19 protein-coding genes are annotated in these 26,630 nt (G+C 57.4%); 8 read left to right on the top strand and 11 right to left on the bottom strand.

What is annotated here, in order from left to right:
* Positions 1 to 9: 9 nt before the first annotated feature.
* From ACP8J1_RS11030 to ACP8J1_RS11010, 5 genes are all read right to left on the bottom strand, one after another.
* Positions 10 to 165: an IS3 family transposase gene (locus ACP8J1_RS11030; protein WP_023020071.1), complete on the bottom strand. Its 156-nt coding sequence runs from the start codon at positions 163 to 165 to the stop codon at positions 10 to 12.
* Between the two features lie 1,391 nt (positions 166 to 1,556).
* Complete coding sequence (locus tag ACP8J1_RS11025; protein ID WP_084278981.1) at positions 1,557 to 2,615, bottom strand: SGNH/GDSL hydrolase family protein; 1,059 nt, start codon at positions 2,613 to 2,615, stop codon at positions 1,557 to 1,559.
* The gene (locus tag ACP8J1_RS11020) at positions 2,498 to 3,298 is read right to left on the bottom strand and encodes a GDSL-type esterase/lipase family protein (RefSeq protein ID WP_232212561.1); all 801 of its coding nucleotides are present in this window, start codon (positions 3,296 to 3,298) and stop codon (positions 2,498 to 2,500) included. Before ACP8J1_RS11020 ends, ACP8J1_RS11025 begins: the two co-directional genes overlap by 118 nt.
* A 48-nt stretch (positions 3,299 to 3,346) precedes the next feature.
* Complete coding sequence (locus ACP8J1_RS11015; protein WP_198010438.1) at positions 3,347 to 4,177, bottom strand: GDSL-type esterase/lipase family protein; 831 nt, start codon at positions 4,175 to 4,177, stop codon at positions 3,347 to 3,349.
* An 812-nt stretch (positions 4,178 to 4,989) separates the two neighbouring features.
* On the bottom strand, positions 4,990 to 5,301 hold the full coding sequence (locus ACP8J1_RS11010) for a hypothetical protein (RefSeq protein ID WP_023020065.1): 312 nt from the start codon (positions 5,299 to 5,301) through the stop codon (positions 4,990 to 4,992).
* A gap of 342 nt (positions 5,302 to 5,643) precedes the next feature.
* On the opposite strand from ACP8J1_RS11010, the gene ACP8J1_RS11005 reads away from it, so the two are divergent.
* The 7 genes from ACP8J1_RS11005 to ACP8J1_RS10975 all read left to right on the top strand — a co-directional run bounded on the left by ACP8J1_RS11005 (position 5,644) and on the right by ACP8J1_RS10975 (position 18,584).
* Entirely contained in the window at positions 5,644 to 7,044 is a 1,401-nt protein-coding gene (locus tag ACP8J1_RS11005; protein ID WP_023020064.1) for an NAD-dependent succinate-semialdehyde dehydrogenase, read from the top strand.
* Positions 7,045 to 7,181: 137 nt separating this feature from the next.
* Positions 7,182 to 9,128, top strand: a complete 1,947-nt coding sequence (locus ACP8J1_RS11000; protein WP_023027781.1) for an alpha/beta hydrolase-fold protein — start codon at positions 7,182 to 7,184, stop codon at positions 9,126 to 9,128.
* A gap of 2 nt (positions 9,129 to 9,130) precedes the next feature.
* On the top strand, positions 9,131 to 9,562 hold the full coding sequence (locus tag ACP8J1_RS10995; RefSeq protein ID WP_023020062.1) for a hypothetical protein: 432 nt from the start codon (positions 9,131 to 9,133) through the stop codon (positions 9,560 to 9,562).
* Positions 9,563 to 9,584: 22 nt separating this feature from the next.
* Positions 9,585 to 10,499, top strand: a complete 915-nt coding sequence (locus tag ACP8J1_RS10990) for a cutinase family protein (RefSeq protein ID WP_023020061.1) — start codon at positions 9,585 to 9,587, stop codon at positions 10,497 to 10,499.
* 59 nt (positions 10,500 to 10,558) lie between these two features.
* A complete protein-coding gene (locus tag ACP8J1_RS10985) occupies positions 10,559 to 12,271 on the top strand; it encodes an AMP-binding protein (RefSeq protein WP_023020060.1) in 1,713 nt (570 codons plus the stop codon).
* 78 nt (positions 12,272 to 12,349) lie between these two features.
* On the top strand, positions 12,350 to 17,053 hold the full coding sequence (locus ACP8J1_RS10980) for a type I polyketide synthase (RefSeq protein ID WP_023020059.1): 4,704 nt from the start codon (positions 12,350 to 12,352) through the stop codon (positions 17,051 to 17,053).
* Positions 17,028 to 18,584 carry an acyl-CoA carboxylase subunit beta gene (locus ACP8J1_RS10975; protein WP_023020058.1) on the top strand — a complete coding sequence of 519 codons (1,557 nt, stop codon included), beginning with the start codon at positions 17,028 to 17,030 and terminating at the stop codon, positions 18,582 to 18,584. Before ACP8J1_RS10980 ends, ACP8J1_RS10975 begins: the two co-directional genes overlap by 26 nt.
* A gap of 196 nt (positions 18,585 to 18,780) precedes the next feature.
* Here ACP8J1_RS10975 and ACP8J1_RS10970 read toward each other — a convergent pair whose 3' ends face one another.
* Genes ACP8J1_RS10970 through trmB form a run of 5 tightly spaced genes read right to left on the bottom strand, consistent with a single transcriptional unit; the run spans position 18,781 to position 23,660 of the window.
* Positions 18,781 to 19,110: a DUF3054 domain-containing protein gene (locus ACP8J1_RS10970; RefSeq protein ID WP_023020056.1), complete on the bottom strand. Its 330-nt coding sequence runs from the start codon at positions 19,108 to 19,110 to the stop codon at positions 18,781 to 18,783.
* Positions 19,107 to 20,123, bottom strand: coding sequence for a lysylphosphatidylglycerol synthase transmembrane domain-containing protein (locus ACP8J1_RS10965; protein ID WP_486696712.1), 1,017 nt, complete (start codon positions 20,121 to 20,123; stop codon positions 19,107 to 19,109). Before ACP8J1_RS10965 ends, ACP8J1_RS10970 begins: the two co-directional genes overlap by 4 nt.
* A complete protein-coding gene (locus ACP8J1_RS10960; RefSeq protein ID WP_486696710.1) occupies positions 20,124 to 22,277 on the bottom strand; it encodes an MMPL family transporter in 2,154 nt (717 codons plus the stop codon).
* 12 nt (positions 22,278 to 22,289) lie between these two features.
* A complete protein-coding gene (locus ACP8J1_RS10955; protein ID WP_023020053.1) occupies positions 22,290 to 22,883 on the bottom strand; it encodes an NYN domain-containing protein in 594 nt (197 codons plus the stop codon).
* On the bottom strand, positions 22,884 to 23,660 hold the full coding sequence (trmB, locus tag ACP8J1_RS10950) for a tRNA (guanosine(46)-N7)-methyltransferase TrmB (protein WP_023020052.1): 777 nt from the start codon (positions 23,658 to 23,660) through the stop codon (positions 22,884 to 22,886).
* A 347-nt stretch (positions 23,661 to 24,007) separates the two neighbouring features.
* On the opposite strand from trmB, the gene ACP8J1_RS10945 reads away from it, so the two are divergent.
* Positions 24,008 to 25,831, top strand: a complete 1,824-nt coding sequence (locus ACP8J1_RS10945; RefSeq protein WP_023020051.1) for a phosphoenolpyruvate carboxykinase (GTP) — start codon at positions 24,008 to 24,010, stop codon at positions 25,829 to 25,831.
* A gap of 44 nt (positions 25,832 to 25,875) precedes the next feature.
* Here ACP8J1_RS10945 and ACP8J1_RS10940 read toward each other — a convergent pair whose 3' ends face one another.
* Positions 25,876 to 26,619 carry a class I SAM-dependent methyltransferase gene (locus tag ACP8J1_RS10940; RefSeq protein WP_023020050.1) on the bottom strand — a complete coding sequence of 248 codons (744 nt, stop codon included), beginning with the start codon at positions 26,617 to 26,619 and terminating at the stop codon, positions 25,876 to 25,878.
* Positions 26,620 to 26,630 lie beyond the last annotated feature (11 nt).

Raw genomic sequence — 26,630 nt, 5'->3', positions numbered from 1 at the left:
GGTTTAATTCTAGGTGGTTAGACGTTCAAGGGCTTGATTCCGATAGTGCATCGGGGTCAGGCCCTTTAGTCGTGGTTGGATGGGTTCGGTTTTGTACCACTGGATGTAATCTTCGATAGCATGGGTGAGTTCCTCGACGTTGCTAAAATCTTCTCCGTGGTACATCTCGGTTTTAAGTGTCCGAAAGGTTGACCATTACTGCGTTGTCGTCACAGTTGGCTTTACGCGACACTGACTGAACACCGCCGTTGTCGTGAATCAAAGTACGCCAGGTCGACTGCTGGTATTGGAAGCCTTGGTATAGGTGTGCATCACCCACCCAGGCTTCGGCGCACAAGCCGCAATCGCTTTTGTCAATGAATTTGGCGATAAACTCTATCGACGGTGATGGCGACACGGTGTGAGCGACAATACAGCGGTCGAAGAGATCCATTACCGGTGACAAATACACTTTGCGGCCTGCAACCCTAAACTCGGCAACCGCACGCTTTGAAGGCCTTTCACAAGACATAGCTTGCCATGGAGCAAGACTCGACCAAACAAAACAAGGACTGGATCAACGCGAACACCAACATGTTGAGCTGCAGCCTAGTAACCATAACTCGGGCCGCCAATTCTCCCGCTGCGCCACTGACAACGAACTACGTGCGCGAATACAACTGCTCCCCACTAGAGTAGGTAATTGATTTCTCAGGCGAAGTAATGGGGAGCAGTACAATACGGAAAGGCTGGGGGCTTCAGTTGGGAATACTTCTGAATGCCCGGGTGGTGGAAAATTATATAGTGGGGTCACTCTACATCCAGCTAAAACTACGAGCAATCTAGCAAGTTGCTCAAATTTTTCGAGATGCCGCCAAGATTAACCAGAGCGACTAAACTACACTTCTTCAACATAACTGAGTGGGGACCGTTCCTCGACGGGGGATTCGGTGGATTTCTCTTTCGACTGCTATCCACTGGTTGTTAAATTGAACAATTCATTGCTTAAAGGGGTATTTTTGACCCCGTACTCATATCACTATATGAGAAAGCCTAGAACGCTTGGGGCTAAGCATCAATCAACGCCGATGCAAGCTGCTACTCTGAAAAGCCCTGAAATGCCCGCATCCCCAAACGTTCTATCTTCTTTGCTTTGTGACGAAGTAGGCTGCCGTTTTTGAGAAGAACTCCCTTTTCATGTTTAGCTTAGCTACTTCTTTACGGGGTACGTCAAGTTTGGCGTGCTTGTCAATATCCAGGTCTCGCTAACTTGGCTGTCCATCGCTAGAGGAGGACCTCTGAGACCCGAGTTGGTTGATTGGTGTAGACTTCGTGAAGCTAGGCACCGTAAAATCCTTTCTCGCCTGGCTACACGAATGCCGCGGCCGCATTAACGCGTTTTGTAAACAGTCACCGCAACCAAAGGTCTCCGGCAGACGCATGAACGACCAGATAACCGCGCTCGGTGTTTACAATCTGAGGAAATCACGAGCCTCCGAACTACCTAAGGCTCGAATTGCTCGACTGTCTAGGCCAGTAGCCACTGAAATTTTCAACTGCTCCGCTCGGGCAGGAGGTTAGCGAACCTTGCGGGCGATTTCTTGTGCCATGTGTTGTTGGCCTAATGCGGTGGGATGAGCGATTAGATTGCCCTCGGGAAGCCCGTGGAAGTTGGAGTTTCGTTGATGCGGCGGTTTGCACCAACCTTCATCGTCATTTGGGGGGCTGATGTAAGTCGTGTGTGACTCCAAAGCTGCCTGTTTAAGCGTATAGTTCACCTTAGTGAGAAAGCTTTCAATGTATCGTCGATCGCTTAGGGAGAGAAAGCCACTTTCTGGGCACGTGTGCTCTGGGGTCGCGGCTGTGTAGTAACCTGTGAAGAATATTTGGGCTGCCGGTGCGCGTCTCTTTACATCGTTGGCTATATCGATCAGTCGCTGTTTAAGATTCCTGCCAGTGAAATCGGGGTTGTAGATACTTCCATCTGTTACAGGCTCGGCGAGGGGCGCGCACTCGGGTAGTCCGGGAATTTGAACGTGGGGTGCGCAACTAGCAAAAAGGGCGGCTAGGCCTGCGTCGTTTCCCCCGAGACTAATGGTGACTATTTTTGTGTCGGGGGTGAGATGTTGCTTCTGAGGACTTGGAGCGGTGAGAGGCAGAGCGTGATGTTGAGGGTTGTCATATTGGTAGGTAAACGCCCAAGCGCAGGTGGCATCGTCGAGCTGGAGGTTGAGGAGCTCAGCTAGTCGGTGGGGGTAGTTGTCTCGGTCCCTGACGCAGGCCGGGGTGCTCCCCGGAGCAGGCCGTGTGATTGTGCCCGTGGAGGCGTAGGAGTCCCCGAGTGCTACGTATTTGTCTCCTGGTCGGAGGGCTTGAGCGGAGGGTGCTAGGGCCGTGGTTGTAAGTATTGCGGTTAAAAGTGCGGCAGTGATTCTTTGGGCGTGCAAGAGTCTATCCAATGTACTAGGGAAGAAAAGCCTAGGCCTTTGATTGTTTACTCGGAACTGGCGGCATGGGGCTATTTTGCAATGTTTCGCCCAATGAAACGGCCATATTCGTGTGTGCCGTGGGCATTGAGGTGGAAAGGCAGGTTTCCTGGTGCTGGTGGCATGATGTCGACGAGATTTACCCACCATCGGTCTGGGGAGCAGGCGTCGTGTCCTTGGGACATCGGCCATGCGTCGAGGAAGGTAGCGTTGTTTTGTTGCGTGACTTCACGGAGTGTGTTTTGGAGGCGCTGTTCGGTGCCAGCGGTATTACCGGCTGGGATGGGTAGTGGGTTTGATGACCCCAAGCCACTGTTGTAGCAGGACATGTTATTGAAAGATACATGTGGGTAGCCGACAACAGTGACTTTAGCATTTGGAGCATGGCGATGTGCTACGTTAATGGCGTTACGCAGACCGCTTCGGATTGCGCGTTCCGAAGCAGCAACATCAGACCCGTATGGGTATGTATCGTTGGCGCCTGCGACAATGACTACGTTTTTGGTCTGTGGGTTGAGATCGCCGCGTTGTGCGGCAGTTCGAAGCGTGTCTTCAATGTGTATACCGCCAGTTGCGAAAGAGGCGCCTGCGCATTGGTACTGATCCACGTGGGCGCCCCCAGAAGCGATGGCTATTTCATTGGCAATGGAGCCGTCGGTGACGCAGCCTACTCCGGTATTTGTCTTGACTTTGGCTTTATTTTGCAAGAAATCGGTGAGCGTTGGGTTTGCTACCACGCTGTCTCCGGTGAGGACAGTGTTGCCTGCTACTGCGGCTGTTGCAGTGATATTTCCGGCCATGAGAGCTGCGGCTGCGATGGAAGTTGCAACCATTTTAGTGTGGAGTCGCATTCTTAGGTTCTTCCTGGGATTGTCGTCTGGTTAACGCTTTTGAAGTTCGCTGGTGATGATTCTGGCCATTCCGTCGTGTCCGATATCTGTCGGGTGCATAGGCATGACGGAAGGTGCCGCTTGAGTTTTCAACGCTACAGTCCAACGCTGAGTGGCGTCAGGTTGGCAAGTGTCGTGGGTCTTGGCCTGGTCATAGAGGTTGATGAAGTTGGCTCCTAAAGCTTGTGCTGCGCGTCCGATTTCACGGTTGAATTCGGCTTCCGCATTAGTAGCACCTGGGAAGGAGATAGGCACAACTCTGATGCCATCGTTAATCGCGCACAGCGTGTCATTTACAGTCATTGGCAGGTAGTTGACCATAGTGATCCGCGCTTTGGGGGCAACTCGGCGGATTTTGCCGAACTCTAAGCCAAGCAGCGCTCGATAGTTGGATCCTTTAGGAATGTTTGGGAGGGTGGAGTTGGCTAGGGCATCTATGTGAGTGTCTGGCTGAAGGCCCCCATACATGAAAACGACTTCTTTAGTGTTGAGTCCGATATTGCCGGTACGAATAGCGTCATTTACGTAGGCGTCGACCGAGTAGCTGGTCCCGTTACAGGAATAATCTGCGAGGGTGTAATGGAAGTTATCGGCGGTTTGATGCGCCCAGTTCCGTTTGTCATTAAAGCAGGGGTGGAATTGGATGTAGGGCTTGTAGGGGCTTGTAGATGCGCGGCTACCAGGTGCTCCGCCGTTGGCGGTAATAGAATCACCGAAGGTAACCATTTCCTGCCCTTGGCTTGCGTTGGCAGTTTGGGCGAGGGAGAAACTCGCGGTGAGGGCGATGAAGCCGGCAGCTATCCTGTTTTTTATATTTTTCATGGTCTTAGGGATCGGGAACAATAGGAGTGTGTGAGGTTTGCTCATCACCCCGACAAACGTAGTGCTTATACAGAGAATATCCAACTCTGAGGGGCAGTAATTCCTGTTATGGGGGGTGAAAATTGGTAGCCGTGTGAGCTTAGAGGCTCTTGAATCCGAGTCTGTGAAAGTATCATTTTTCCGTTTGTGACAAGTGCGAGTTTCCCGGCCTAAGTGTTTTGAAACAGTAACGCGTGAATAGGCGCTGATGCACCGGTGTATATTTAACTAGCAGAGGGAATAGGTAGGGAATAGGTGCAACGGGAGTGCGCGAACGCTATGAAATACTGCAACGTCGCGTATAGAAAACCGGTTTTCCGCTGACTTGCAACCGTCGTCCGAAACGATGGCCGTACGGCCACTGACAGCCAGTCAGAGGAGGGGGAATTAAAGAGCGGCTCAAACGCATCGCATTGGGGAGGAGATCGACAGGGAAGACTGTCCGAATGGTGCCTCCCCTCGAAAACGCGATTGTCTAACGACTTGATCCAGTTCGACATGTAGTAGAGTTTTGGAAAAGAAAACTGGTTAAAGTCGACAATCTTCTACGTCCATGCTGTACTAACCGATTGCTTCGCTTTTCATAAGATCTGAAAGAACCTATGGCCTAGCAATAGGCGCCCAACCTGTAGCACGCCAATCAAGAGGACGTTTTCCCTAAAACTAGATGATAAAAGATTGCGGGTGGGAGGCGCATGCCTAAACTAGTGCCGTGCTGCAGGAGCTTTCAATATCACTAGCATGTGGTAAGGTGCCGAGTGTTAAATGGGGGGTTAACCGCCCAAAACACTGCCTAGTGCGCTGAGATCCAGTTCGGAAGACTGAAAGTCGTTCAGTAGCTCGGAAGAGCCAGTCTCGTTGAGGAAATTCGAGGAACCCAAGTCGCCGAAAGAGGAACCGCCAACCTCAAGGTTAACCTCTTCTGGGTAAGTCGGAGACGACATTGGTGGAAGCTCCGGGAGGTTTACTTCCGGCAAAGATATGTTCGGGAGCTTAATTTCTGGGAAGTTTCCTCCAGAAATGTGAACTAGAAGGTCTTTAATGGGACCAGAAACGATTTCGTTGATTTGAAGCAGTACGGCCATAGCCATTCCTTCAATCGTGGGGATAGTACTGGGTGGTACGTTCACAGGTGTTACAAAAGGGTGCAACAGTTACGTCTCATATGTTTTTGCGTCAGTACAGGTTCCGAGAAGCTACGTGGGCTGCTTCTTAGTGGCATTCAAGCCGGACATAGGTGTTGGATCTGGATGGGGGGCATTGGCCTGTCGCTTGGCATCAAATAATCATTAAATAAACGATCCTTAAATTATTCGTTTACTGGGGTTTCGGGGAGTTGTAAATCCTGCGTAACTAGCCCAATCTAGAGCCGAGTTCGTCGCTCCATAAGCTTGCGTGGGTTGTGATCCGCGACTATACAGGGGCCCATGTTCGCTATTGAGAATCCAAGCACAGGCAAGAGTGAAGACAAGTTTGAACGCATCGATGATTCGCAGCGCGATGACATCCTAGACCGTTCCACCGCGGCCTACGATGCATGGCGTAGTACTCGCATCGAGGAGCGTGCCGCGGTTTTGTCCCGCGCTGCAGACCTTTATGAAGAGCGCATCGATGAGTTGGCAGACCACATCGGTCGTGAAATGGGCAAGCTGACCCGTTGGGCGAAGGCTGAAGTGCAGATTGTTGCCGATATCTATCGCTACTATGCCGAGCATGCGCACGAGCTGCTCGCAGATGAGTACCTGCCGGCTCAGAACGCGCACAAGACCGTGGTACGCAAGGAGCCGATTGGCCCATTGTTGGGCATTATGCCGTGGAACTTCCCGTACTACCAGGTAGCCCGCTTCGCAGCTCCTAACCTGCTGCTGGGTAACACCATCGTGCTCAAGCACGCTTCCATCTGTCCGCTGTCTTCCCAGGCATGTCAGGACATCTTGGAAGAAGCTGGTCTGCCGAAGGATGCGTATATTAACATTTATGCTTCCGGTTCCCAGATGGATGCTTTTGTAGCGGATAAGCGCATCAAGGGCGTTTCTTTGACCGGCTCCGAGGGTGCAGGCTCTGCCGTTGCTAAGACCGCTGGTGAAAATTACAAGAAGTCCGTGCTGGAGCTGGGTGGCAATGACCCATTCCTGGTTATCGATGATGAAAATCTGGAGTGGGTACTGGATCAGTTCAACCTGATTCGCATGTACAACACCGGCCAGGCCTGCAATGCACCGAAGCGCCTTATCGTTCTTGAGGACTTCTACGATCGCACCGTTGAGTACCTCGAAAAGAAGATCGGGGACATGAAGGTCGGCACTTATGATGACGAGAATGCCGACATTGGTCCGCTGTCTTCCATCGGCGCCCGCGATGAGATTGTGGAGCGCCTCGAAAAGGCTGCGGCCAACGGCGACGCCAAGATTCGCGTAGGCGGCAAGAAGATCGATCGCGAGGGCGCCTACATGGAGCCTGCCCTGCTTACCGACGTCGACCCATCCGCCGACGTAGGCTGCAACGAGATCTTCGGCCCAGTGGCGATTGTGTACAAGGCCAAGGACGTCGAAGAGGCCATCGAGATTGCCAATAACTCTGAGTACGGTCTGTCTAGCTCCGTGTGGGGCACTGACTTGGATGCTGCGTTTGAAGTAGCCAACCAGCTCAACGATGGCATGACGTTTGTTAACGAGGCGTCGGTAACCGCAGCAGGCCTGCCATTCGGCGGCGTGAATCGCTCCGGCTATGGCCGCGAGTTGGCGCGCTGGGGCGTAGGCGAGTTCGTCAACGAGCACCTGTACCGCGTGAGCGGACAGGATAATCCGGGTAATTCCCCGGCAATGTAGCGGCGTGTCTGTCTAGCGTAAGTCTCAAGTTCAACTTAAACTTGAGTACACGATAGACAGCTCACGCCGTAGGCATCGGTCCGGGGGAGGGGAACCCTCGGAAAGGTACCGCGGCAAATCTTCAAGGACGTTTACCTATGCGCAAAAGCACTTCCCCGAGCAAGGCTCGCAAGGGCCTTGCTGTGGCCGCAGTACCTACCGCCATCGCCGTGGGTTTGGCCCTGCTGCCAAACGCCACCGCACAATCTTCTGTAGGCGATCTCTCTTCCGCAATCGGCGGCGATTCCAGCCTGTCCGATCATTTCGCACCCAAGGATCCACCTGCCCGCACCCCGCTGAACACCGAGTACCCGGATGTTAAGGGTCTGCCGGAGGGCGTGAAGATCAACCGCGTAGAGTACCTAACCAACCGCCACTTGATGGTCTACATCAAGTCCGCGGCGATGCCGGATAAAGAGCAGAAGGTGCAAATCCAGCTCGCCCGTGACTGGTACTCCCACCCAGAAAAGAAGTTCCCAGAGGTATGGGCGCTGGATGGCCTGCGTGCTCGTGATGATGAGTCCGGCTGGACCATTGAAACCAATATTTTGAACCAGTACGCCGACCGCAACGTCAACCTGATCATGCCGGTAGGCGGCGAGTCTTCCTTCTACTCGGACTGGGAGCAAGCAGACCGCGGTAAGCACTATATGTGGGAGACCTTCCTGACCAAGGAATTGATCCCGATCCTGGACAATGAGTACCGCTCCAACCACAAGCGCGCGGTAACCGGCCTGTCCATGGGCGGTACTGCCGCGATGAACCTGGCTGAGCGCAACCCGCACCTGTTTAGCTTCGTGGGTTCTTTCTCCGGCTACCTCGATACCACTACGCGTGGCATGCCGGAAGCCATCATGGCTTCGCAGCGCGATGCCGGCGGTTATGATTCCCGCAAGATGTGGGGCCAGCCGGGCTCCCAAAACTGGATCGACCATGATCCAAAGCTGGGCATTGAAAACCTGAAGGACATGAAGGTATATGTCTCCGCAGGTTCGGGCAAGGATGACTTTGGCAACGCCAACTCCGTGGCTAAGGGCCAGGCAAACCTCGCTGGCATGGGCTTGGAGGTCATCTCCCGTATGTCCACCCAGACCTATGTTGATTATGCGAAGCGCGCCAAGATTGACCCTGTGGTTAAGTTCCGCCCATCCGGCGTGCACAGCTGGGAATACTGGCAGTTTGAGATGCAGCAGGCATGGCCATACATCGCGGATGCATTGCAGATGGACAAGGCCGACCGCGGTGCGGACTGTGAGGCAATCGGAGCCATCGCTAAGGAGACCAAGAGCGGCGTTATTGGCTCTTGCTTGAATAATGAGTACGACGTCGCCAAGAAGGGCAAGGCCCAGGACTTCGAGTCTGGCACCGCTTACTGGTCCCCAGACACCGGTGCGCATGCCCTCTTCGGCCGCATTGGTGCTCGCTACGCCGAAATCGGCGGACCAACCTCCTGGCTTGGCTTCCCGAAGACCGGCGAGTCCAAGACGCCAGATGGCAAGGGCCGCTTCGTGCACTTTGAGCACGGCTCCATCTACTGGTCCCCGGAGACTGGCGCTTGGGAGATTACCGGCGATATGTTCCAGGCTTGGGGCAAGAATGGCTACGAAAAGGGCGACCTGAAGTACCCGACCGGCTCGGTAAAGAAGGTCGGTGAGGGCTACATGCAGGAATTCCAGGACGGAATCCTTACCCGTAACCCGGATGGCTCCAACCAGGTAGTACACGGTGCTATCGGCGCCAAATACAAGGACATGGGCGGCGCGGAGTCTGCGCTCGGCTTCCCGACGTCCGGAGAGAACGCCGTCAATGGCGGCTTCTTCCAGACCTTTGAAAAGGGCAGCATCTACTGGTCCCCGAAGACTGGTGCGCACTACATTCTGAAGAGCAAGATTATGGACCGCTGGGGCCAGGCTGGCTGGGAGCAGGGCGAGTTCGGCTGGCCTACCTCTGACTACTCCGAGATTGCCGCTGGTGGCTTGAGCCAGGAATTCCAGCACGGCAAGATCAGCGAGGTTCTGGGCCAGGTTCGGACCGAGAAGAAGTAGTCATGCGCAAGCTAGTAGTAGTGGGCGCGGCGCTGTGCTTGACCCTTGCGGGGTGCGGTTCTGCCACGGTGGATAGCGAGCCTTCGCAAGAGACCGAGGTCGCGCCCCTCGAGCGGGAGTCGGAGGCCCCTACCTCTGCGGAAGAGACATCCTCTAAGTCGCAGGAAGACCGCGGTGCGCGTGAGATCTCTGAAATTCCCACCGCCGAGCTGCCGGAATCGGAAGCAAAGTACCTAGGCAGGCTAAAAAACGCCGGCGTCAACGTTGATGGCGTAGAAGATCAGCTCCTCGGCGCGGGCAAAGCAGCCTGTGATGAGAATGATGTCACCCTCTCTGCGGTCGCCGGCCAGCTTGTTGAGCAACAGCGCACCACGATGGGCTTTGAAGAGCTTTCTAAGCTGATTACGGATTCCGCACGTACAGGGATTTGCTAGGTTCACCTGGTACAACTAATCCATGAGAAAAACCATTACCGTTGTCGCAGTCCTCGTCGTTTTAGCTGTTATCGGCGTGGGCGCGTCGCGTTACCTCAATAGTGGAACGGATGACTCCCCAGCTCCGCATTCCACGGAGCAGGCTGCGCCACCGCCGCAGCAGCCCGAGTGGTGCCCGCGCGTGGAGTTCATTTCCGCCCCGGGTACGTGGGAATCTGCGGCTGACGACGATCCCCTTAATCCTTCTGCCAATCCGCGCTCGTTCATGCTGTCTATTACGAAGCCATTGCAGGAGGCCTACGGGGAGGACGTGAAGGTATGGACCCTTCCTTATACCGCGCAGTTTAAAAACATCAATGCACAGCATGAAATGAGCTACGACGATTCCCGCAATGAGGGAACCGCCAAGATGAATGATGAGCTGCGCAGTGTGCATGAGAGCTGCCCGGCAACCAAATTCATTGTGAGTGGCTTTTCTCAGGGGGCGGTCATTGCAGGTGACGTTGCCGATGAGATCGGTGGCGGCCAGGGTGCAGTGCCGGCGGAAAGCATTGCAGGTGTGGCCCTTATTGCAGATGGTCGCCGCCAAAATGGCGTTGGCCAAAACCCAGGCCGCAAGGTCGGCGGCGTGGGTGCGGAAATTGCCCTCCAGCCGGTATCCGGTTTAGTTCAGCCCATCGTTCCGGGTGCGTCCATGCGTGGTGCGCGCCCGAATGGGTTCGGTAGCTTGGCGGATCGGACCTTCCAGATTTGTGCGCCCAATGATTCAGTCTGTGATGCCCCGCCAAACGTGTCTAATGCGCTGGAGCGCGCGCAGGGTTTGATTGCCGCGAATGGCGTCCATGCGCAGTACGCCTCCAATAGTGGTGTCATTGATGGCACGACGGCTAACCAGTGGGTAGTGGGCTGGGCCCGACAGCTTATCGACGCCGCGTAACAGCAATTCCCCACCCTCCGATAGTTTTATTAAAGAAACCATTCACTTAAGGAGATTCCATGGATCTGAAAGCGCAGATGGGGCAATTCCTAGCGCCCGAGTTCAGTTTGGCCCAGCTGGCAGAAAGGCTCTACCAGGCGGAGACTGACCCAGACCGTGTGGTTATGCGCCAGTGGATCTACGGTGAGGAAGAAACCTGCCGGGAGCTTAGCCGCGCGCAGGTCAATAAACGCATCAAGGTGGTGGCGGCGCGACTGCAGCAGGTAGCAGATCCGGGCACCCGCGTTGCCATCTTGGCTGGTAATTCACCGGAATACGTCTTTGGCTTCTTGGGTGCACTGTACGCGGGTATGGTGCCGATTCCGCTTTATGACCCCAATGAACCGGGCCACGCGGACCACCTGGAGGCGGTATTCGGTGATTGCGAACCGCCTATCGTGGTGACGAATCGTGTTTCTGCCGCCGCTGTGCGTAAGTACTTCTCTGCCCAGCGTGAGCGCCCGCGGATTATTTCCCTCGACGCTCTTCCTGATTCCTTGGCTGGTTCTTGGACACCCGTGGAGGGAAGCGCGGAGGACACCGCTTTCCTGCAGTACACGTCTGGGTCCACTCGGACCCCGGCCGGCGTGGAGCTCACCAACCGAGCGATTATCACCAATGTTGCGCAGATCTTCCAAGCACTGCAATTGCAGATGCCGGCTCGCATCGTCTCCTGGCTGCCAATGCACCACGATATGGGCATCATTTTGGCCGTACTCGTTACCATTTTGGGCTTGGACTTCGAGATGATGACCCCACGCGATTTCATCCAACACCCAGACCGCTGGATCCGGCGTTTGACCGCCCGGGAGCAAGCTACGTACTCCGCTATCCCCAACTTTGCGCTGGAACTGGCCGCGCGCCATGCCAAGGACGCTGATTTCTCGCACGTAGCAGGCATCATTATCGGCTCCGAGCCAGTAACGGAGGCAGCCGTGGATTCCTTCTTGAATGCCTTCAGTGTGGATCGTTCCGTGCTGCGCCCGTCCTATGGTCTTGCAGAAGCGGCGCTTATTGTATCTACCCCGCAAACCGACAAGCGCCCAGTCATCTCCCACTTCAATCGTGCCGAACTGGCCGCGGGACGCGCCATCATCGAGGATAAGTCCGACGCGACTGTGGCCTATGCGTCCAATGGGCAGTGCGTGCCGCATCAGCACCTTGCCATCGTGGACCCGGAAACGCGCGCTGAGGTCAAGGACGGCGTAATCGGTGAAATCTGGGTGCATGGTCCCAATATGGCTACCGGCTACCTCAATCGGCCTGAGGAAACCGCCGTGACCTTCCGCAATACCTTGGGTGAGCGCCAGCAGGACGGCCTGCCAGAAGACGATTACTGGATGGCAACCGGTGACCTAGCCGCCATCGTGGATGGTGAGCTTTATATCACTGGCCGCCTGAAGGACCTCATCGTCATCGCTGGGCGCAATCACTATCCGCAGGATATTGAAAGCACCGTACAAGCAGCGTCCACGCAGGTGCGACCGGACTCCGTTGCCGCCTTCTCTGTGGAAGGCAAGGATTCTGAATCTCTCGTATTGTTGGTTGAGCGCGCCGATGATGCGCAGCCGGCCGGCGATGCAGAGGCGTCCGCAGTCATCCGCACCGCCGTCACCTCGCATCATGGAATTACGCCAGATGACATCGTGTGGAAGGCCCCAGGGGAAATCAACCGTACTTCTTCCGGCAAGATTGCGCGCCGTGTAGCTAAGAAGAACTATGTAGGGATCTGATTTATCGCTAACAAAGTGACAAAATATAGCGATATACCCTCTTGCCATTTAATAACTTCTCGTAATGAAAGACCTTTTATGACCATCGAGCAACTGCGAGCATGGCTGCGTGACTGGGTCGCCCAGGCCACCGGTGTTTCCCCAGAAGAGATCCTAGATTCCAAGCCCCTGGAAAACTATGGTCTTTCTTCGCGGGATGCTGTAGTGCTATCTGGCGAACTGGAAAATCTACTCGGTACCCGCCTCGATGCCACCGTGGCATACGAGTACCCAACCATCGAATTGCTGGCAAATCGCCTGTTGAACGCTCCAGCGCCTCAGCCTGAGGCGCACTCTCCTCGCATAGCGCATGGAGCCGATGTCGCGGTTATTGGTCTTTCGGGCCGCTTCCCGGGTGCAGAAAATGCCCAGGAATTCTGGTCCATGCTGGCCGAATCCCGCGCCGGAACAGGTCCACTGCCGGTAGGACGTTGGTCCGAGTACTTGGCGGACCCTGTAATGAGCGAGAAGATCGCCCAGCAAAATACCGATGGTGGCTATATCGAGGATATTGCTTCCTTCGACGCTGAATTCTTTGGTCTTTCTCCACTCGAAGCCGCCAATATGGACCCCCAGCAGCGCATCCTGTTGGAGCTGGTGTGGGAAGCGCTAGAAGACGCTGGTGTTCCTGCCAACGAGCTGCGCGGCACGCAGACTGGTGTGTACATGGGCTCGACCAATAATGACTATGGCATGCTCATCGCCGCCGATTCTGCCGAGATGCATCCTTATGCGCTGACCGGTATTTCTTCGGCTGTGGTGGCCAATCGCATTTCCTATGCCCTAGATTTCCGCGGCCCTTCCATCAATGTGGATACGGCCTGCTCCTCCTCCCTCGTAGCCGTCAATCAGGCGGTGAAGGACTTGCGCACGGGAAGCGCGGACGTGGCGCTGGCCGGTGGCATAAATATCCTCGCCGCTCCCCACGCGTCGACGGCGTTTTCTGAATTGGGCGTTACCTCTCCGACGAGTGCCATTCACGCTTTTTCTGACGACGCCGATGGCATCGTGCGCGCCGATGCCGCTGGTGTCCTCGTCCTCAAGCGTTTGGAGGACGCGGAGGCGGACGGCGACGATATCTTGGCTGTCATTAAAGGCTCGGCCGTCAACTCCGATGGGCACTCCAATGGCTTGACCGCCCCGAATCCGGAGGCACAGGAGGATGTTCTCCGCCGAGCTTATGCCGATGCGGGCGTGAATCCGCAGGACGTGGACTATATCGAGGCTCACGGCACCGGCACCATCTTGGGTGATCCGATCGAAGCTTCCGCTTTGGGGCGGGTGCTCGGCGCCGGTCGTGGCGCGGATGCGCCGATTTTGCTGGGATCTGCCAAAACCAATATCGGCCACTCCGAATCCGCTGCGGGCGTGGTGGGCCTTATCAAGGTCATCCAGGCCATGCGCAATGATGTGATTCCGGCGAATATCAATTACTCGGCGCCGAACCGTTATATCGATTTCGAAGCAGAACGCCTGCAAGTAGTCGAGGACCCGCGCGAGTGGCCCGAATACTCCGGCCGCAAGGTCGCTGGCGTATCCGGTTTTGGCTTTGGTGGCACCAATGCGCACGTCGTGCTCACCGATTACCGCGGCACCCCGGCCGAGCGCGAGCCGCAGCTTTCCACCGACACGGTCGCGTTGCCGGTCTCTGGCCTCTTGCCATCGCGCCGGGCACGCGCTGCGGCCCTGTTGGCGGACTTCATTGAGGCGGAAAAGCCCGCGCTTGTCGACGTCGCCCGTACCGTCGCCCGCCGCAATCACTCCCGCTCTCGCGCCGTCGTGGTGGCTAGCTCCGCCGAGGAAGCAGTCAAGCGCCTGCGCCAGGTGGCCGAGGGCAAGGTTTCCGTGGGAATTGCCGCTGCGGATTCCCCGCAGGTGCCGGGTCCGGTATTTGTGTACTCCGGATTTGGCTCTCAGCACCGCAAGATGGCCAAGGACATGATTGCGCTCTCGCCACAGTTCAAGGCCCGCTTGGAAGAGCTAGATAAAATCGTGGACTTTGAGTCCGGGTGGTCCATCATGGACATTGTCAACGATGATGCGCAAACATATGACACCGAGACTGCTCAGGTAGCCATTACTGCTATCCAGATTGCAGTGACGGACTTGCTGGCCTCCTTTGGTGTGCGCCCTGCCGGTGTGATGGGCATGTCCATGGGCGAGATCGCAGCGGCCTATGCCGCGGGCGGTATTTCCGCCGAGGACGCTATGGTAATCGCCTGCCACCGCGCGCGGTTGATGGGTGAAGGTGAGGCGTCGCTAAGCGATGCCGAACAAGGAGCCATGGCCGTAGTTGAGCTCTCTGCCGAGGATATTGCCGCGCTTGATGGAAACATCGAGCCTGCCGTGTACACCGGTCCAGGTATGACCACCGTGGGCGGCCCGCGCCAAGAGGTGCTGGACTTGGTGGAAAAGCTCGATGGCGAAGGCAAATTCGCCCGCGCTCTCAATGTGAAGGCGGCCGGGCACACTTCGGCCGTAGACCCCATCCTGGGAGAGTTGCATGCTGCCATCGCAGGTATGGAAGCCAAGCCGCTGCACACCCCGCTATTTTCCTCCGTCGATAAGGGCACGGTCTATCGTCCTGGAACCACCGTGCATGATGAGGATTACTGGCTGCGCATGACCCGCCACTCGGTCTACCTGCAGGATGCCACCGAGGCAGCCTTCGCTGCCGGGCACAACCAGCTGGTAGAAATCTCGCCAAACCCGGTTGCGCTCATGGGGCTCATGTCCACCGCCTTTGCGGTAGGCAAGGCCGATGCGCAACTGCTGTATGCCCTAAAGCGCAAGGTAGATCCCACCGAGTCTCTCCTCGACTTGCTCAGCAAGCTCTATGTCGCCGGCATGCCGGTGGACTTCGGTGCGGTCTTTGGCTCTGGCGCACGCGTAGAGGCTCCCTATACCCAGTTCAACCGCCAGCGCTTCTGGACCAATGCCCGTCCATCGGCTGGCGTTTCTGGCCTGCCGGGCGCACGCGTTAACCTGCCCGAGGGCAAGGTTGCTTTCTCCACCAATGCGGACCAAGCGCCATCCGCCCTGGCCATCGTCGAGGCTGCGGCCGAGGCCGTCAAGCCAGGAGCACGCATCATCGCCACCGAGGAACACGCCGATTTGCCACCGCACGGCGAGGTCACCACGGTGGTAAATCAGTCCATCGGCGGTATGTCCGTGGCTGTCTACGCTGTTCGTGGTGCACAGACAGAGCTGGTGGCGGAAGGCTTTGCCTCCGCTTTGGATTTGGGGGCGGCGCCTATTCCAGGCGTGGCTGAGGTGCCCGAAAGCGCGCCTGCAGCGACGGAAGAAGTCGATGCCGTGCGCTGGGATCCCACGGAGGAAACCGTGGAGGACCGTCTCGCGCTCATCGTTTCTGAGTCCATGGGCTATGACGTCTCTGACCTGCCGCGAGAGCTGCCGCTCATTGACCTGGGCCTGGATTCCCTGATGGGTATGCGCATTAAGAATCGCGTGGAAAATGACTTCCAGATTCCGCCGCTGCAGGTGCAGGCGCTGCGCGACGCCTCCCTGGCGGACGTCATTGCCATGGTGGAAGAGGCCGTAGCCGGCGGTAACGTAGATACCAGCGAGATTGCTTCCGAGGACACTCCTGCGCCAGAAGAAGATGAGCCGGGCCAGGGCGTGGGTGTTGCCCCGCGCGATGCCTCCGAGCGCATGGTCTTTGGCACGTGGGCTACCTTTACCGGCAAGGCCGCGGCGGGAGTGACCTCTGCACTGCCCAAGATAAGCGACGAGGTTGCTAGCAACATTGCCGAGCGCCTTACCGAACGTGCAGGCATCGAAGTCACTACCCAGCAGGTCCACGAGGCTGAGTCCTTGGAGAGCCTGGCTGACTTGGTCCGTGAGGGACTAGAGACCGAGGTAGAGGGCAATATCCGCGTGCTGCGCGAGGCCGACGGCCCCGCTGTATTCATGTTCCACCCAGCCGGTGGCACCACGGTGGTCTACCAGCCACTGACCCGCCGCCTGCCCGAGGATGTGGCTGTCTACGGAGTCGAGCGCATCGAGGGTTCGCTAGAGGAGCGAGCCAAGGTATATGTCGAGGACATCCTGCACTACGCTCGTGGCCGCAAGGTCGTGCTCGGCGGTTGGTCCTTCGGCGGCGCGCTGGCCTATGAGGTGGCCTACCAGCTGCATCAGCGCACCCAGCGCGGCCAGGATTCGGCGGACGTGGCGTTCATCGCGCTGCTGGATACCACTCAGCCGTCGAACCCGGCTCCGGATACGCCGGAAGAAACCCGTGCCCGGTGGGAGCGCTACGCGGCCTTTGCCAAGAAAACCTACGGACTGGACTTCGAGCCGCCGTACGAGATGCTGGAGACCATGGGCGAGGATGCGCTCATGACCATGTTGGCGGAGTTCCTCGCTACTACCGACGCCTCCGAGCACGGCCTAGCCGCAGGCGTGCTAGAGCACCAGCGTGCCTCTTTCGTGGATAACCAGATTCTGGCCAAGATTGACTTCCACCGCTGGGCCGATGTGACCGTGCCGGTTCTGCTTTTCCGCTCCGAGCGCATGCATGACGGTGCGATTGAGCTGGAGCCGCGCTACGCTGAGATTGACCCCGACGGAGGTTGGGGAGTTATCGTTAAGGATCTAGAAATTGTGCAGCTGCAAGGCGATCACCTTGCAGTACCGGACGAGCCGGCCATCGGCATCGTGGGCAAGCATATGAACGAATGGATCGAGGAGAAGGTACGTGGCGGCCAAGCAGACAACCGCTGAGAAACTCGCTGATCTGCGTGAGCGTCTGGATAAGGCGCAGGACCCAGGAAGTGAGCGCTCGCGCAAGCGCCGCGACGAGGCTGGACGCACCACGCCTCGCCAGCGCATCAATGAACTGCTAGATGAGAGTTCCTTCGTCGAGACTGGTTCTCTGGGTAAGACCCCTGGTGACCCTGAGGCCATCTATTCTGATGGCGTGGTCACCGGCTATGGCCGCATCTCCGGCCGCCCAGTGTGCATCTACGCTCACGATAAGACCGTCTACGGTGGATCTGTCGGCGTGACCTTTGGCAAGAAGGTTACCGAGGTCATGGATATGGCCATCAAGATTGGCTGCCCTGTCATTGGCATTCAGGATTCCGGCGGCGCCCGTATCCAGGATGCGGTGACCTCGCTGGCCATGTACTCCGAGATCGCCCGCCGCCAGCTGCCGCTGTCCGGCCGCAGCCCGCAGATTTCCATCATGATGGGTAAATCCGCCGGTGGCGCTGTCTATGCCCCTGTGACTACGGACTTTGTGATTGCCGTGGACCAGGAAGCGGAAATGTATGTCACTGGCCCCAACGTGATTCGTGAGGTCACCGGTGAGGACATTACCTCCGCCGAGCTGGGTGGAGCTCGCCAGCAGGAGCTCAACGGCAACGTTTCGGCCGTCGTTCCCTCTGAGGAAGACGCCTTCGACATGGTGCGCGATCTCTTGGACCACCTGCCGCTAACGTGCTTTGATGAGGCCCCGGAATTCGCCGCGCCTTCCGACGCCGACGTGGCCGAAGACGAAGACCTCAACTCCTTCATGCCGGATGACACCAATGCCGGCTACGACATGATGGATTTGTTGACCCAATTGGGCGATGACGAGGACATCATTGAAATTCAAGAGAACTTTGCGCCCAATATGATCACCGCCTTTGGGCGCATCGATGGCAAGACGGTGGGATTTGTAGCCAATAATCCCATGCACCTTGCAGGCTGCATTGATGCGGACGCCGCCGATAAGGGCGCACGTTTTATCCGCATCTGCGATGCCTACAACATTCCGTTGGTCTTCGTGGTGGATACTCCGGGCTACCTACCAGGCGTAGAGCAAGAAAAGGTCGGCCTTATCCACCGCGGCGCCAAGTTTGCTTTCGCCGTGGTAGAAGCCACCGTGCCCAAGGTTTCGCTCATCGTGCGCAAGGCCTATGGCGGTGCTTATGCCGTGATGGGGTCGAAGAACCTGACCGGTGATATCAACTTGGCGTGGCCAACCGCACAGATCGCCGTTATGGGTGCCGCAGCCGCCGTGGTGATGATCGCCGGTAAGCAGCTAGACGCCGCCGAGACCCCTGAGCAGCGCGAGATGACCAAGAAGATGTTCATGGACTTCTACGATGAGACCATGACCGCTCCCTATGTTGCGGCTGAGCGCGGCTATTTAGACGCCATGGTTCAGCCGAGTCAATCCCGGTTGGCTCTCCGCCAAGCGCTGCGGCAGCTGGCAACGAAGCAGGAAAGCGACCTGCCGAAGAAGCACACCATTGCCCCGATGTAACGTCATGTGCTTGGATTAGCGATAGGAATATAAAGTCCCAATCCTAGTCAAGGAGTTATTTATGATTCTATCTAGCGCTGTGGATCTCATCAGCGAGATCATTGGTTTCGTAGCCGATATTCTCAATCAAGCAGGCGTACCGGTAAGCTCCAAGTAAAACGAGCAAAAAATAAGGAGGGTTCAACCCTCCTTATTTTTATTTGCGGGCGAAAAGCCGCCAGCCGAAGAAGAATAGCGCGGACATAACGGTTGCCACGATGAGGAAGCTCCAGTGCGGTAGCCGACCATTGACCAGCATCCACAGGGCCATGCCGCCCACGATGGTGCTTAGCCAGACGACGCCGCCTTCCTTCCACTTGCCCTGCACCTTGACGGCCAGGATGATAGCCCAGCCGATGAGCGCGCCGATGGCCCATGGCCAGAAAGCATCAACCCAGGTGGAAAAACTTAGTCCGCCGTGGGCGAGACGGGCGGCCACAGCAAAGAGCATCAAGGCGATGATATCGATGACGGGGGCGATTCTCATGCGTTTTCCTTTCGATTCAAGGCGGCGTAAGTAATGCCCTTGCGAGCATAGTGCCAGAAGTAGATTACCCAGCCAATGATGGTGATAAGGGCAAAGGAAATCAGACGATAAATGATTGCCGCGCCGGTTGCATCTACCGCGGTCATACCGGTGGCAACCAGGGTGGCGATAATGGCGGCTTCCACCGTACCGAGGCCGGCCGGCGTGACCTGAGCAGAGCCAGCCAGCTTAGCGGTGAGATAAGCCAGTGCTACACCGGCCATCGTCGTGGTGTCCTCTCCCGCGTGCAGGGCGGGCAGGTGGCCGGTCACGGCCCACACACAGCCCCACAGCGAGACCATATCGATGAGGCGGTTGGCCAGGGAGTAAAAGGAAACCCAGGCGAATTGGCGGCGGGTGAGGTGAACCTCTTCTAGATTCTTTACCTGGTCCACGATGGCTTCGCGCTTGGAGCCCTTAACGAGTTTCTGGCGGTTGAGCCAGCGAATGATGGTGTCTGGGTGATTGGTCAGCCAGAAAAGGCCGCCGGAAAGCGCCAGCATGAGCACCAGGGTGCCAATGAGGGACCACAATGCCATGTCAGCATTGAGGAAGAGCACGCCGCCCAAGCCGATGAGTACGAGCCACATGGTGGAAATGGCCGAAGACAGCACGAAGAACCACCCACAGAGCATGACGGAAGCACCCCACGTGCGCTGCACGTAGAAGGTGAGGATGGCGGAAAATGCCGGGCCCGCTGGAAGCGTGGTAGACCAAGCATTAGCCGCCAGCGTGAGGGCGGCCGTCTCTGAGGCTGGTACGTGTACGCTCCCGGCGCGAATGAGCAGGCGCATAACCTCGCCCATGGCAAGGACTGCCACGATTGAGGCGATGACCACCAGTGCTACCGCAGCCGGGTCAGAATGAGACAGCCGCGAGAAGCCTTCGCGCAGGAAGTCCAACTCATCGCGGAAGACATAAATCAGGATAAGCAGGACGATGAGCGAGACGATAAGCCGCAGCCAGTTCTTCACTTATTTATCTCCTCCGAGGCGTTGTTTGAGCTCAGAGAAGGGAACAGTCTTGCCGCGGTGTCTAGCGCCACCAGTCAAAGCAGTAGTGGCGTGGCGCAGCCAGCTAGGTGCCCACCAGTTATCCTCGCGCAGCAGGTGCATGACGGCGGGGACAAGGAGCATGCGGACAATGGTGGCGTCGATAAGCAGGGCAAAAATCATGCCATAAGCGATGTATTTCATCATCACGATATCGGAGAAGCCGAAAGCGCCACAGACCACGATCATGATGAGCGCCGCCGCAGTGATGATCCCACCCGTATGCGCGGTGCCGGCCGCAATGGCCTCATCGGTGGTGGAACCACGCCGTCGTGCCTCCACCATGCGGGAGACCAAGAAGACCTCATAGTCGGTGGACAGGCCGTAAACAATGGCGATGATAAGCACCAAAATGGGGCTCATGAGCGGGCCAGGGGTGAAGTTGAGGGCGCCCGAGCCAAGGCCAGCGACGAACATCAGGGTCAAAATGCCCAGCGTTGCCCCCAAGGTCAAAAGCGTCATCACGATCGCCTTGAGCGGGAGCACGAAGGAACCGAAGACCAACGCCATGAGCAGGAACGTGGCTAGCACCACGTAGAGTGCCATCCACGGCAGCTTATGGAAGAGCGCATCAAGGGATTCCACTTCCATGGCAGGCGTGCCTCCCACGTACAGGTTCACGCCCTCGGGTGCCTTTACTTGTTCCAGTTCGTGGACAATCTTCGCGTAATCATCGCGGTCTTTAATGCCGGCGGAAAGAACTGTCGTGCCGTCCTTGGTGGCTGTTGTCGGCGCCATGGGCTCGGTGAGGCCATTGAGGCCACGGACTTGCATGACGACGTCGACAAGCTGCTGGTTAGACGCATTTTCCACGACGAGCTTTACCGGCTCCGTGCGGAAGGTAGGGAATTCCTCATTGAACCTATCCTGCGCCACACGGGTTTCCTGGTTGGGCGGTAAGTAAGACTCGTTGATGCCGCCGAAGGTGATACTCATGATGGGCAGGGTAAGTGCGATAAGCAGGCCGCACACGGCGATGGTCAACCCGCGGGCATGGCGCATTGCCCAAAGCGGCAGCTTGTACCACCAGGTGTCTTCGATGGTGCGCGCCGTCCGAGAGGTGCGGCGCACAGACCAGGTATCGATCTTGGGGCCGAGCATGCCAAAAATTGAGGGCAGGACGGTGACCGAAAGCAGCGCTGCTAGACCCACGGCGGAAATGGAGCCATAAGCCACGGACTTCAGGAAGGCTTGCGGGAAGAGAAAGAGCCCCGAAAGTGCGACGGCGACCATGGCTGCCGAGAAAACCACCGTTTGGCCGGCAGTCGCGGTGGTGGTAGCAACGGCCTCCTCGGTGGAGCGACCCTTATCCAGCTCTTCGCGGAAGCGCGAGACCATAAAGAGACCGTAATCGATGGCTAGGCCGAGGCCCAGCAGCGTGACAACGGCCTGAGCAAAGACATTGACCTGGGAAAATCCCGCCAAGATGGACAGGATTCCCAAAGACCCCAGGATGGAGAGGCCGCCGACGATGAGCGGCATGCAGGCCGCAACGACGGAGCCAAAAACCACCAGCAGGAGGATGCCCACCAAAGGAAGCGCGGCCTTTTCGGCGCGGGAGATATCGTGGGACATGCCATTATCTAGGGCATCAGCAACTGCGGTAGCGCCCGCGATTTCCACTGGGGCGGAGGTATCCGTAAGCGCGCCTTGGATGGTGCGGAAATCCTTGAGTGTTTGCTCATCATCGCCTTTAAGACCGATGGCGGCGAAAGCTAGGGAGTGATCGTCATTGACTAGGTTGGGGTTCTTCGTATCGAAGTAGCTGGTCACCGAATCAATCTGCTCGGGATACTCTGCTTTCAGCTGCGCCAAGTGCTGCTTGGCGGCGTCGAAGTTCTCATCGGGGGAGTGGAAGAGCAAGATGACATCGCCGGAGTTATCGCGGCCGAATGTTTCCTCCTCGATCTGGGCCGCGCTTGTCGACGCCGCATTGGGATCCTCCCAGCCCTCTTGGCTCATGCGATCTTCGAGCTGCAAGCCAAAGCCCACGAAGAGCGCAAGGATGGCAGCGACAACGATGGCGGGGATAAGCCGGCGGTGCGCATAGGAAAAACGTCCCCATTTCTCAAACATTGGGGCAGCCTCCTAGCGGTTATTAAGCAGGGCCGCCAAGGGACGGAATGGCTGCAGCCATGCACCACCCTCGGGCAGGTTATCCAGATTCACGCGCGGTAGCGGTTCGCGGAATACGCCCTCGATGTCTTCTAGATCCACAAAATTGATATCCGCGTGGCCGACGGCCCAAGCGGCGTGCTCGTGGAATCCCAGGACCGTAACCGGAATCCCCGCGGCGATGAGCTCCTCCAAAGGCTCTTGGAAGTTTTGGCCATCGGCGGAGGCGACAATGACACCGGCCAGATCCGCACGAAGATTGTCGATGTGGTCGAGCATATCCGGATCTACGTCATCGTCTTCGTGGATCTTGGGCTTGGCAAAAACACCGAAACCCACGTTGCGGATGGCTTCTACCCATGGGCGAATGACATCTGCGCCGCCGGGGGTCACATTAGTAAAGACATCGGCGCGCGGTTCAGCATCAACGTCTTGAGCAAGATGTACCAGCCAGCGACCGATGGCGTCGAAGCGCGGGCGGTGTGCGGCGGTAGGCCGACCGCCCAGCAGGGAGCCTAGGCCCATGTCCATATTGGGTGCATCCCAGACAAGCAGATAGGTGCTCATTTATTTCTTCTCCCAGAGATACTCCGTAATCACGTGTTCTTTATCTAGGCCCTTGCCCTCAAACTTGGTGATGACCTGACGATCTACCAGCTGCGGGCACTCCGGCCATGGCCAGCCCTTGTAATCCAGGCTTGGTTCTACTTCAACTAGTTCATCGATCCACTCGGCATATCCGGCGTGGTCGGTAGCGACGTGCAGCACACCGCCCTTCTTTAACCGGGAGGCAAAAAGATTTAGGGTGCCCGACTGAATAATGCGGCGCTTGTGATGGCGCGCCTTTGGCCACGGATCCGGGAAGAAGACGCGGATTCCGTCGAGGGATTCCGGTTCAAACATGCGCATCAAGACTTCGATGCCATCGCCGCGGATCATGCGGATATTTTCGATACCCTCACGCTCAATCTGGCCGAGCAGCTTGGCAAGGCCTGGTTTGTAGAGCTCGACGGCGATGATGTTGGTATCGGCTTCTTTCGGTGCCATGGCAGCGGTGGAGGTGCCGGTACCGGAACCGATTTCCACGATCGTCTTGGCGCCGCTGCGGCCGAACCAGGAAGCGAGATCAATGACCTCGTCTTCCAGCACGCGTCCGAGCTCCGGCCAGCGCTTTTCAAAAAGTTCATGCTGGTTTTCGGTCAGCGTGCCGCGGCGGAAAGTGACGTTGCCTAGGCGCGGGTAGTCAAGCTCGTTGTGGAAAACGGCGTTGAAGTCGGTTTGTGGCGGGCGGCCAAGGGGCATTTCCCCAGCGCGGGTGTTTTGAGAATTATCTGTGCTATTCATTGCGGCCTATTTTCCCCTGCTTAGCCCCGCCAAGCAATACGCCGCGCCGAGGGATACATGTGGCGATGACATCCCGGATATAACCAGTGGGCCCAGTTGGGGGTGGTAGAAGATCGTTTCGAGGCGGAAAAGTGGGACAATGAACCCCCGGAAAGGGGGAGTGGAAAAGGCGATTTTTAACACATTACCTTCGTATGCGCTTGGTGAAGTTCTGGTTAACGTGGTGGATATAACCGGTGTGGCAAGTTCTGCGCAAATTATTCGGGCGAGCACGTTAATCTTGAGGTGGAAGGCACAGTTGGGGCTTTTCGCTCCAATTTTCACACCCACCCTCAGGAGAATTACTAATGACCGCCACTATCCCAGGGCTCGTCGGAGAGCTGCCGACTAAAAATGAAAAGCTTATCGGCTGGATTAGCGAAAATGTTGAGCTTTTCCAGCCGGACCAGGTGGTCTTTGTAGACGGCTCCCAGGACGAGGCTGACCGTTTGGCCGGCGAGCTGGTGGAAAAAGGCACGCTTATCAAGTTGAACGAGGAAAAGCGACCTAACTCCTACTTGGCTCGTTCCAACCCTTCCGACGTCGCACGTGTGGAATCCCGCACCTTCATCTGTACCGAGCACGAAGATGGCGCCGGCCCTACCAATAACTGGGCTCCGCCTGCGGCAATGAAGGAAGAGATGACGGAAGCTTTCCGTGGTTCCATGAAGGGTCGCACCATGTACGTGGTTCCCTTCTGTATGGGCCCGATTAGCGATCCGGAGCCGAAGTTGGGCGTGCAGCTGACTGACTCCGCCTATGTTGTGCTCTCCATGCGCATCATGACCCGTATGGGTGCTGAAGCCCTGGAGAAAATCGGTGCTGACGGCAACTTTGTCCACGCCCTGCACTCCGTGGGTGCCCCGCTGGAGCCGGGTGAGGAAGACGTGGCATGGCCATGCAATGACACCAAGTACATCACCCAGTTCCCTGAAACTAAGGAAATTTGGTCCTACGGTTCTGGCTACGGCGGCAACGCCATCCTGGCTAAGAAGTGCTACGCGCTGCGCATCGCTTCCGTTATGGCCAAGGAAGAGGGCTGGATGGCCGAGCACATGCTCATCTTGAAGCTGACCAACCCAGAAGGCAAGAAGTACCACGTTGCAGCCGCCTTCCCTTCGGCTTGTGGCAAGACCAACCTGGCCATGATTACCCCAACCATTCCGGGCTGGAAGGCTGAGGTCGTCGGCGATGACATTGCGTGGCTACACCTGCGCGAAGACGGTCTCTACGCCGTAAACCCGGAAAACGGCTTCTTCGGCGTGGCTCCTGGCACCAACTACGACTCCAACCCGATTGCCATGCGGACCATGGAGCCGGGTAACACCATTTTCACCAACGTTGCGCTTACCGACGACGGCGATGTCTGGTGGGAGGAGATGTCCAAGGAGACACCAGAGCACCTCATCGACTGGACCGGTCAGGACTGGACTCCGTCTTCCTCCACTAAGGCTGCGCACCCGAACTCTCGTTACTGCGTCCCGATTTCCCAGTGCCCGAGCGCCGCTCCGGAGTACGACGATTGGCAGGGCGTGAAGATCGACGCCATCCTCTTCGGCGGCCGCCGCAAGACCACCGTTCCGCTGGTAACCCAGGCCTTTGACTGGAACCACGGCACCATGATCGGTGCCCTGCTGGCTTCCGGCCAGACCGCTGCCGCAGAGGGCAGCGTCGGCACCCTGCGCCACGACCCGATGGCCATGCTTCCGTTCATGGGCTACAACGCCGGCGACTACCTGCAGCACTGGATTGACATGGGTGAAAAGGGCGGCGACCGCATGCCGTCTATCTTCCTAGTTAACTGGTTCCGCCGCGGCGACGACGGCCGCTTCCTGTGGCCGGGCTTCGGCGAGAACTCCCGAGTACTCAAGTGGATCATTGACCGCATCGAGGGCAATGTTGAGGCTGAGGAGACCGTCGTAGGCCACACCGCTCGCGCCGAGGACATCGACCTCGAGGGCATCGACTTTGATATCGAGGATGTGCGCGCTGCTCTCGCCGTCAACCCAGAGGACTGGGAAGGCGATATGCAGGATAACGCCAGCTATCTCAACTTCCTAGGCTCCCGCGTGCCATCTGAGGTGTGGGACCAGTTCCACGCTCTAAAGGAGCGCGTAGAGAACGCCTCTTAAGCTCTAAGTTCAATAGCACCCAGCGACAGCACTGTTGCTGGGTGCTATTTTTGCAGCACCAACGTCAGATTAGAAACCGCGAATTCCCGCACACCTGGCACGCGAGTTAGCCACCAAGCCCAGCTAGGGTGGTAACGGGGGAAGGCGAGTTTGAGCGCGCCGGTGCGCTGTGCCCAGTGGAGGCCGGCGGAACAGGGGACGTCGAAAAGCGAAGTGCCAAAGACATTCTTGGGCGGGTGACCGTGGCGGCGGGTGTAGCGATCGCGGGCAAACTCGCCGCCCACATAGTGCTCCCACAAGCCGGTCTCGTGGCCGCCAAAGGGGCCTAGCCACACCGTATAGCTCAGGATAGTCAGGCCACCCGGGCGGGTCACGCGCAGCATCTCCTCGCCCATATCCCAAGGATTGGGGATGTGCTCAGCCACGTTGGAGGAATAGACCACGTCAAAAGAGTCATCGGCAAAGGGAAGGTTGGTGCCGTCCCCGCGCACCGAGTTGCTCAAGTGGATGCCAGCCGCAGACATTTCGCCGGCATCTGGCTCTAGTCCCACATAGTGGGCCCCGCGCCGGGCAAAAGCATCCGCAAAATAGCCCGGTCCGCCGCCCACATCGAGTACCCTCGCCCCGGGAAGCTGCACGCCCAGGTCGCGGCCGAGGTTATCTACCAGTGCGGCCGTATCTTCCGCTAGCCCACCGTAGAAAATCTCGGGGTGCGTCTGCTCAAAGCGAAAGGAACGCAACAGCTGCAAGGAGCGACGCAGCGTGGCCATCTCACGGGTATGTCTCATAACCCACTAGG

It is taken from the genome of Corynebacterium sp. LaCa_205 (assembly GCF_057458085.1).
This window is presented reverse-complemented; position numbering and strand designations above follow the sequence as displayed.

Bases quoted from the DNA above. Each gene is read 5' to 3' on its own strand.
- ACP8J1_RS10945 (WP_023020051.1), top strand. From the start codon at position 24,008: ATGACCGCCACTATCCCAGGGCTCGTCGGAGAGCTGCCGACTAAAAAT.
- ACP8J1_RS10985 (WP_023020060.1), top strand. From the start codon at position 10,559: ATGGATCTGAAAGCGCAGATGGGGCAATTCCTAGCGCCCGAGTTCAGT.
- trmB (WP_023020052.1), bottom strand. From the start codon at position 23,660: ATGAATAGCACAGATAATTCTCAAAACACCCGCGCTGGGGAAATGCCC.
- ACP8J1_RS11030 (WP_023020071.1), bottom strand. From the start codon at position 165: ATGTACCACGGAGAAGATTTTAGCAACGTCGAGGAACTCACCCATGCT.
- ACP8J1_RS10970 (WP_023020056.1), bottom strand. From the start codon at position 19,110: ATGAGAATCGCCCCCGTCATCGATATCATCGCCTTGATGCTCTTTGCT.
- ACP8J1_RS10980 (WP_023020059.1), top strand. From the start codon at position 12,350: ATGACCATCGAGCAACTGCGAGCATGGCTGCGTGACTGGGTCGCCCAG.
- ACP8J1_RS11010 (WP_023020065.1), bottom strand. From the start codon at position 5,301: ATGGCCGTACTGCTTCAAATCAACGAAATCGTTTCTGGTCCCATTAAA.
- ACP8J1_RS11025 (WP_084278981.1), bottom strand. From the start codon at position 2,615: ATGGTGGGTAAATCTCGTCGACATCATGCCACCAGCACCAGGAAACCT.
- ACP8J1_RS10955 (WP_023020053.1), bottom strand. From the start codon at position 22,883: ATGAGCACCTATCTGCTTGTCTGGGATGCACCCAATATGGACATGGGC.
- ACP8J1_RS11005 (WP_023020064.1), top strand. From the start codon at position 5,644: ATGTTCGCTATTGAGAATCCAAGCACAGGCAAGAGTGAAGACAAGTTT.
- ACP8J1_RS10995 (WP_023020062.1), top strand. From the start codon at position 9,131: ATGCGCAAGCTAGTAGTAGTGGGCGCGGCGCTGTGCTTGACCCTTGCG.
- ACP8J1_RS10990 (WP_023020061.1), top strand. From the start codon at position 9,585: ATGAGAAAAACCATTACCGTTGTCGCAGTCCTCGTCGTTTTAGCTGTT.
- ACP8J1_RS10960 (WP_486696710.1), bottom strand. From the start codon at position 22,277: ATGTTTGAGAAATGGGGACGTTTTTCCTATGCGCACCGCCGGCTTATC.
- ACP8J1_RS10940 (WP_023020050.1), bottom strand. From the start codon at position 26,619: ATGAGACATACCCGTGAGATGGCCACGCTGCGTCGCTCCTTGCAGCTG.
- ACP8J1_RS11000 (WP_023027781.1), top strand. From the start codon at position 7,182: ATGCGCAAAAGCACTTCCCCGAGCAAGGCTCGCAAGGGCCTTGCTGTG.
- ACP8J1_RS11015 (WP_198010438.1), bottom strand. From the start codon at position 4,177: ATGAAAAATATAAAAAACAGGATAGCTGCCGGCTTCATCGCCCTCACC.
- ACP8J1_RS11020 (WP_232212561.1), bottom strand. From the start codon at position 3,298: ATGGTTGCAACTTCCATCGCAGCCGCAGCTCTCATGGCCGGAAATATC.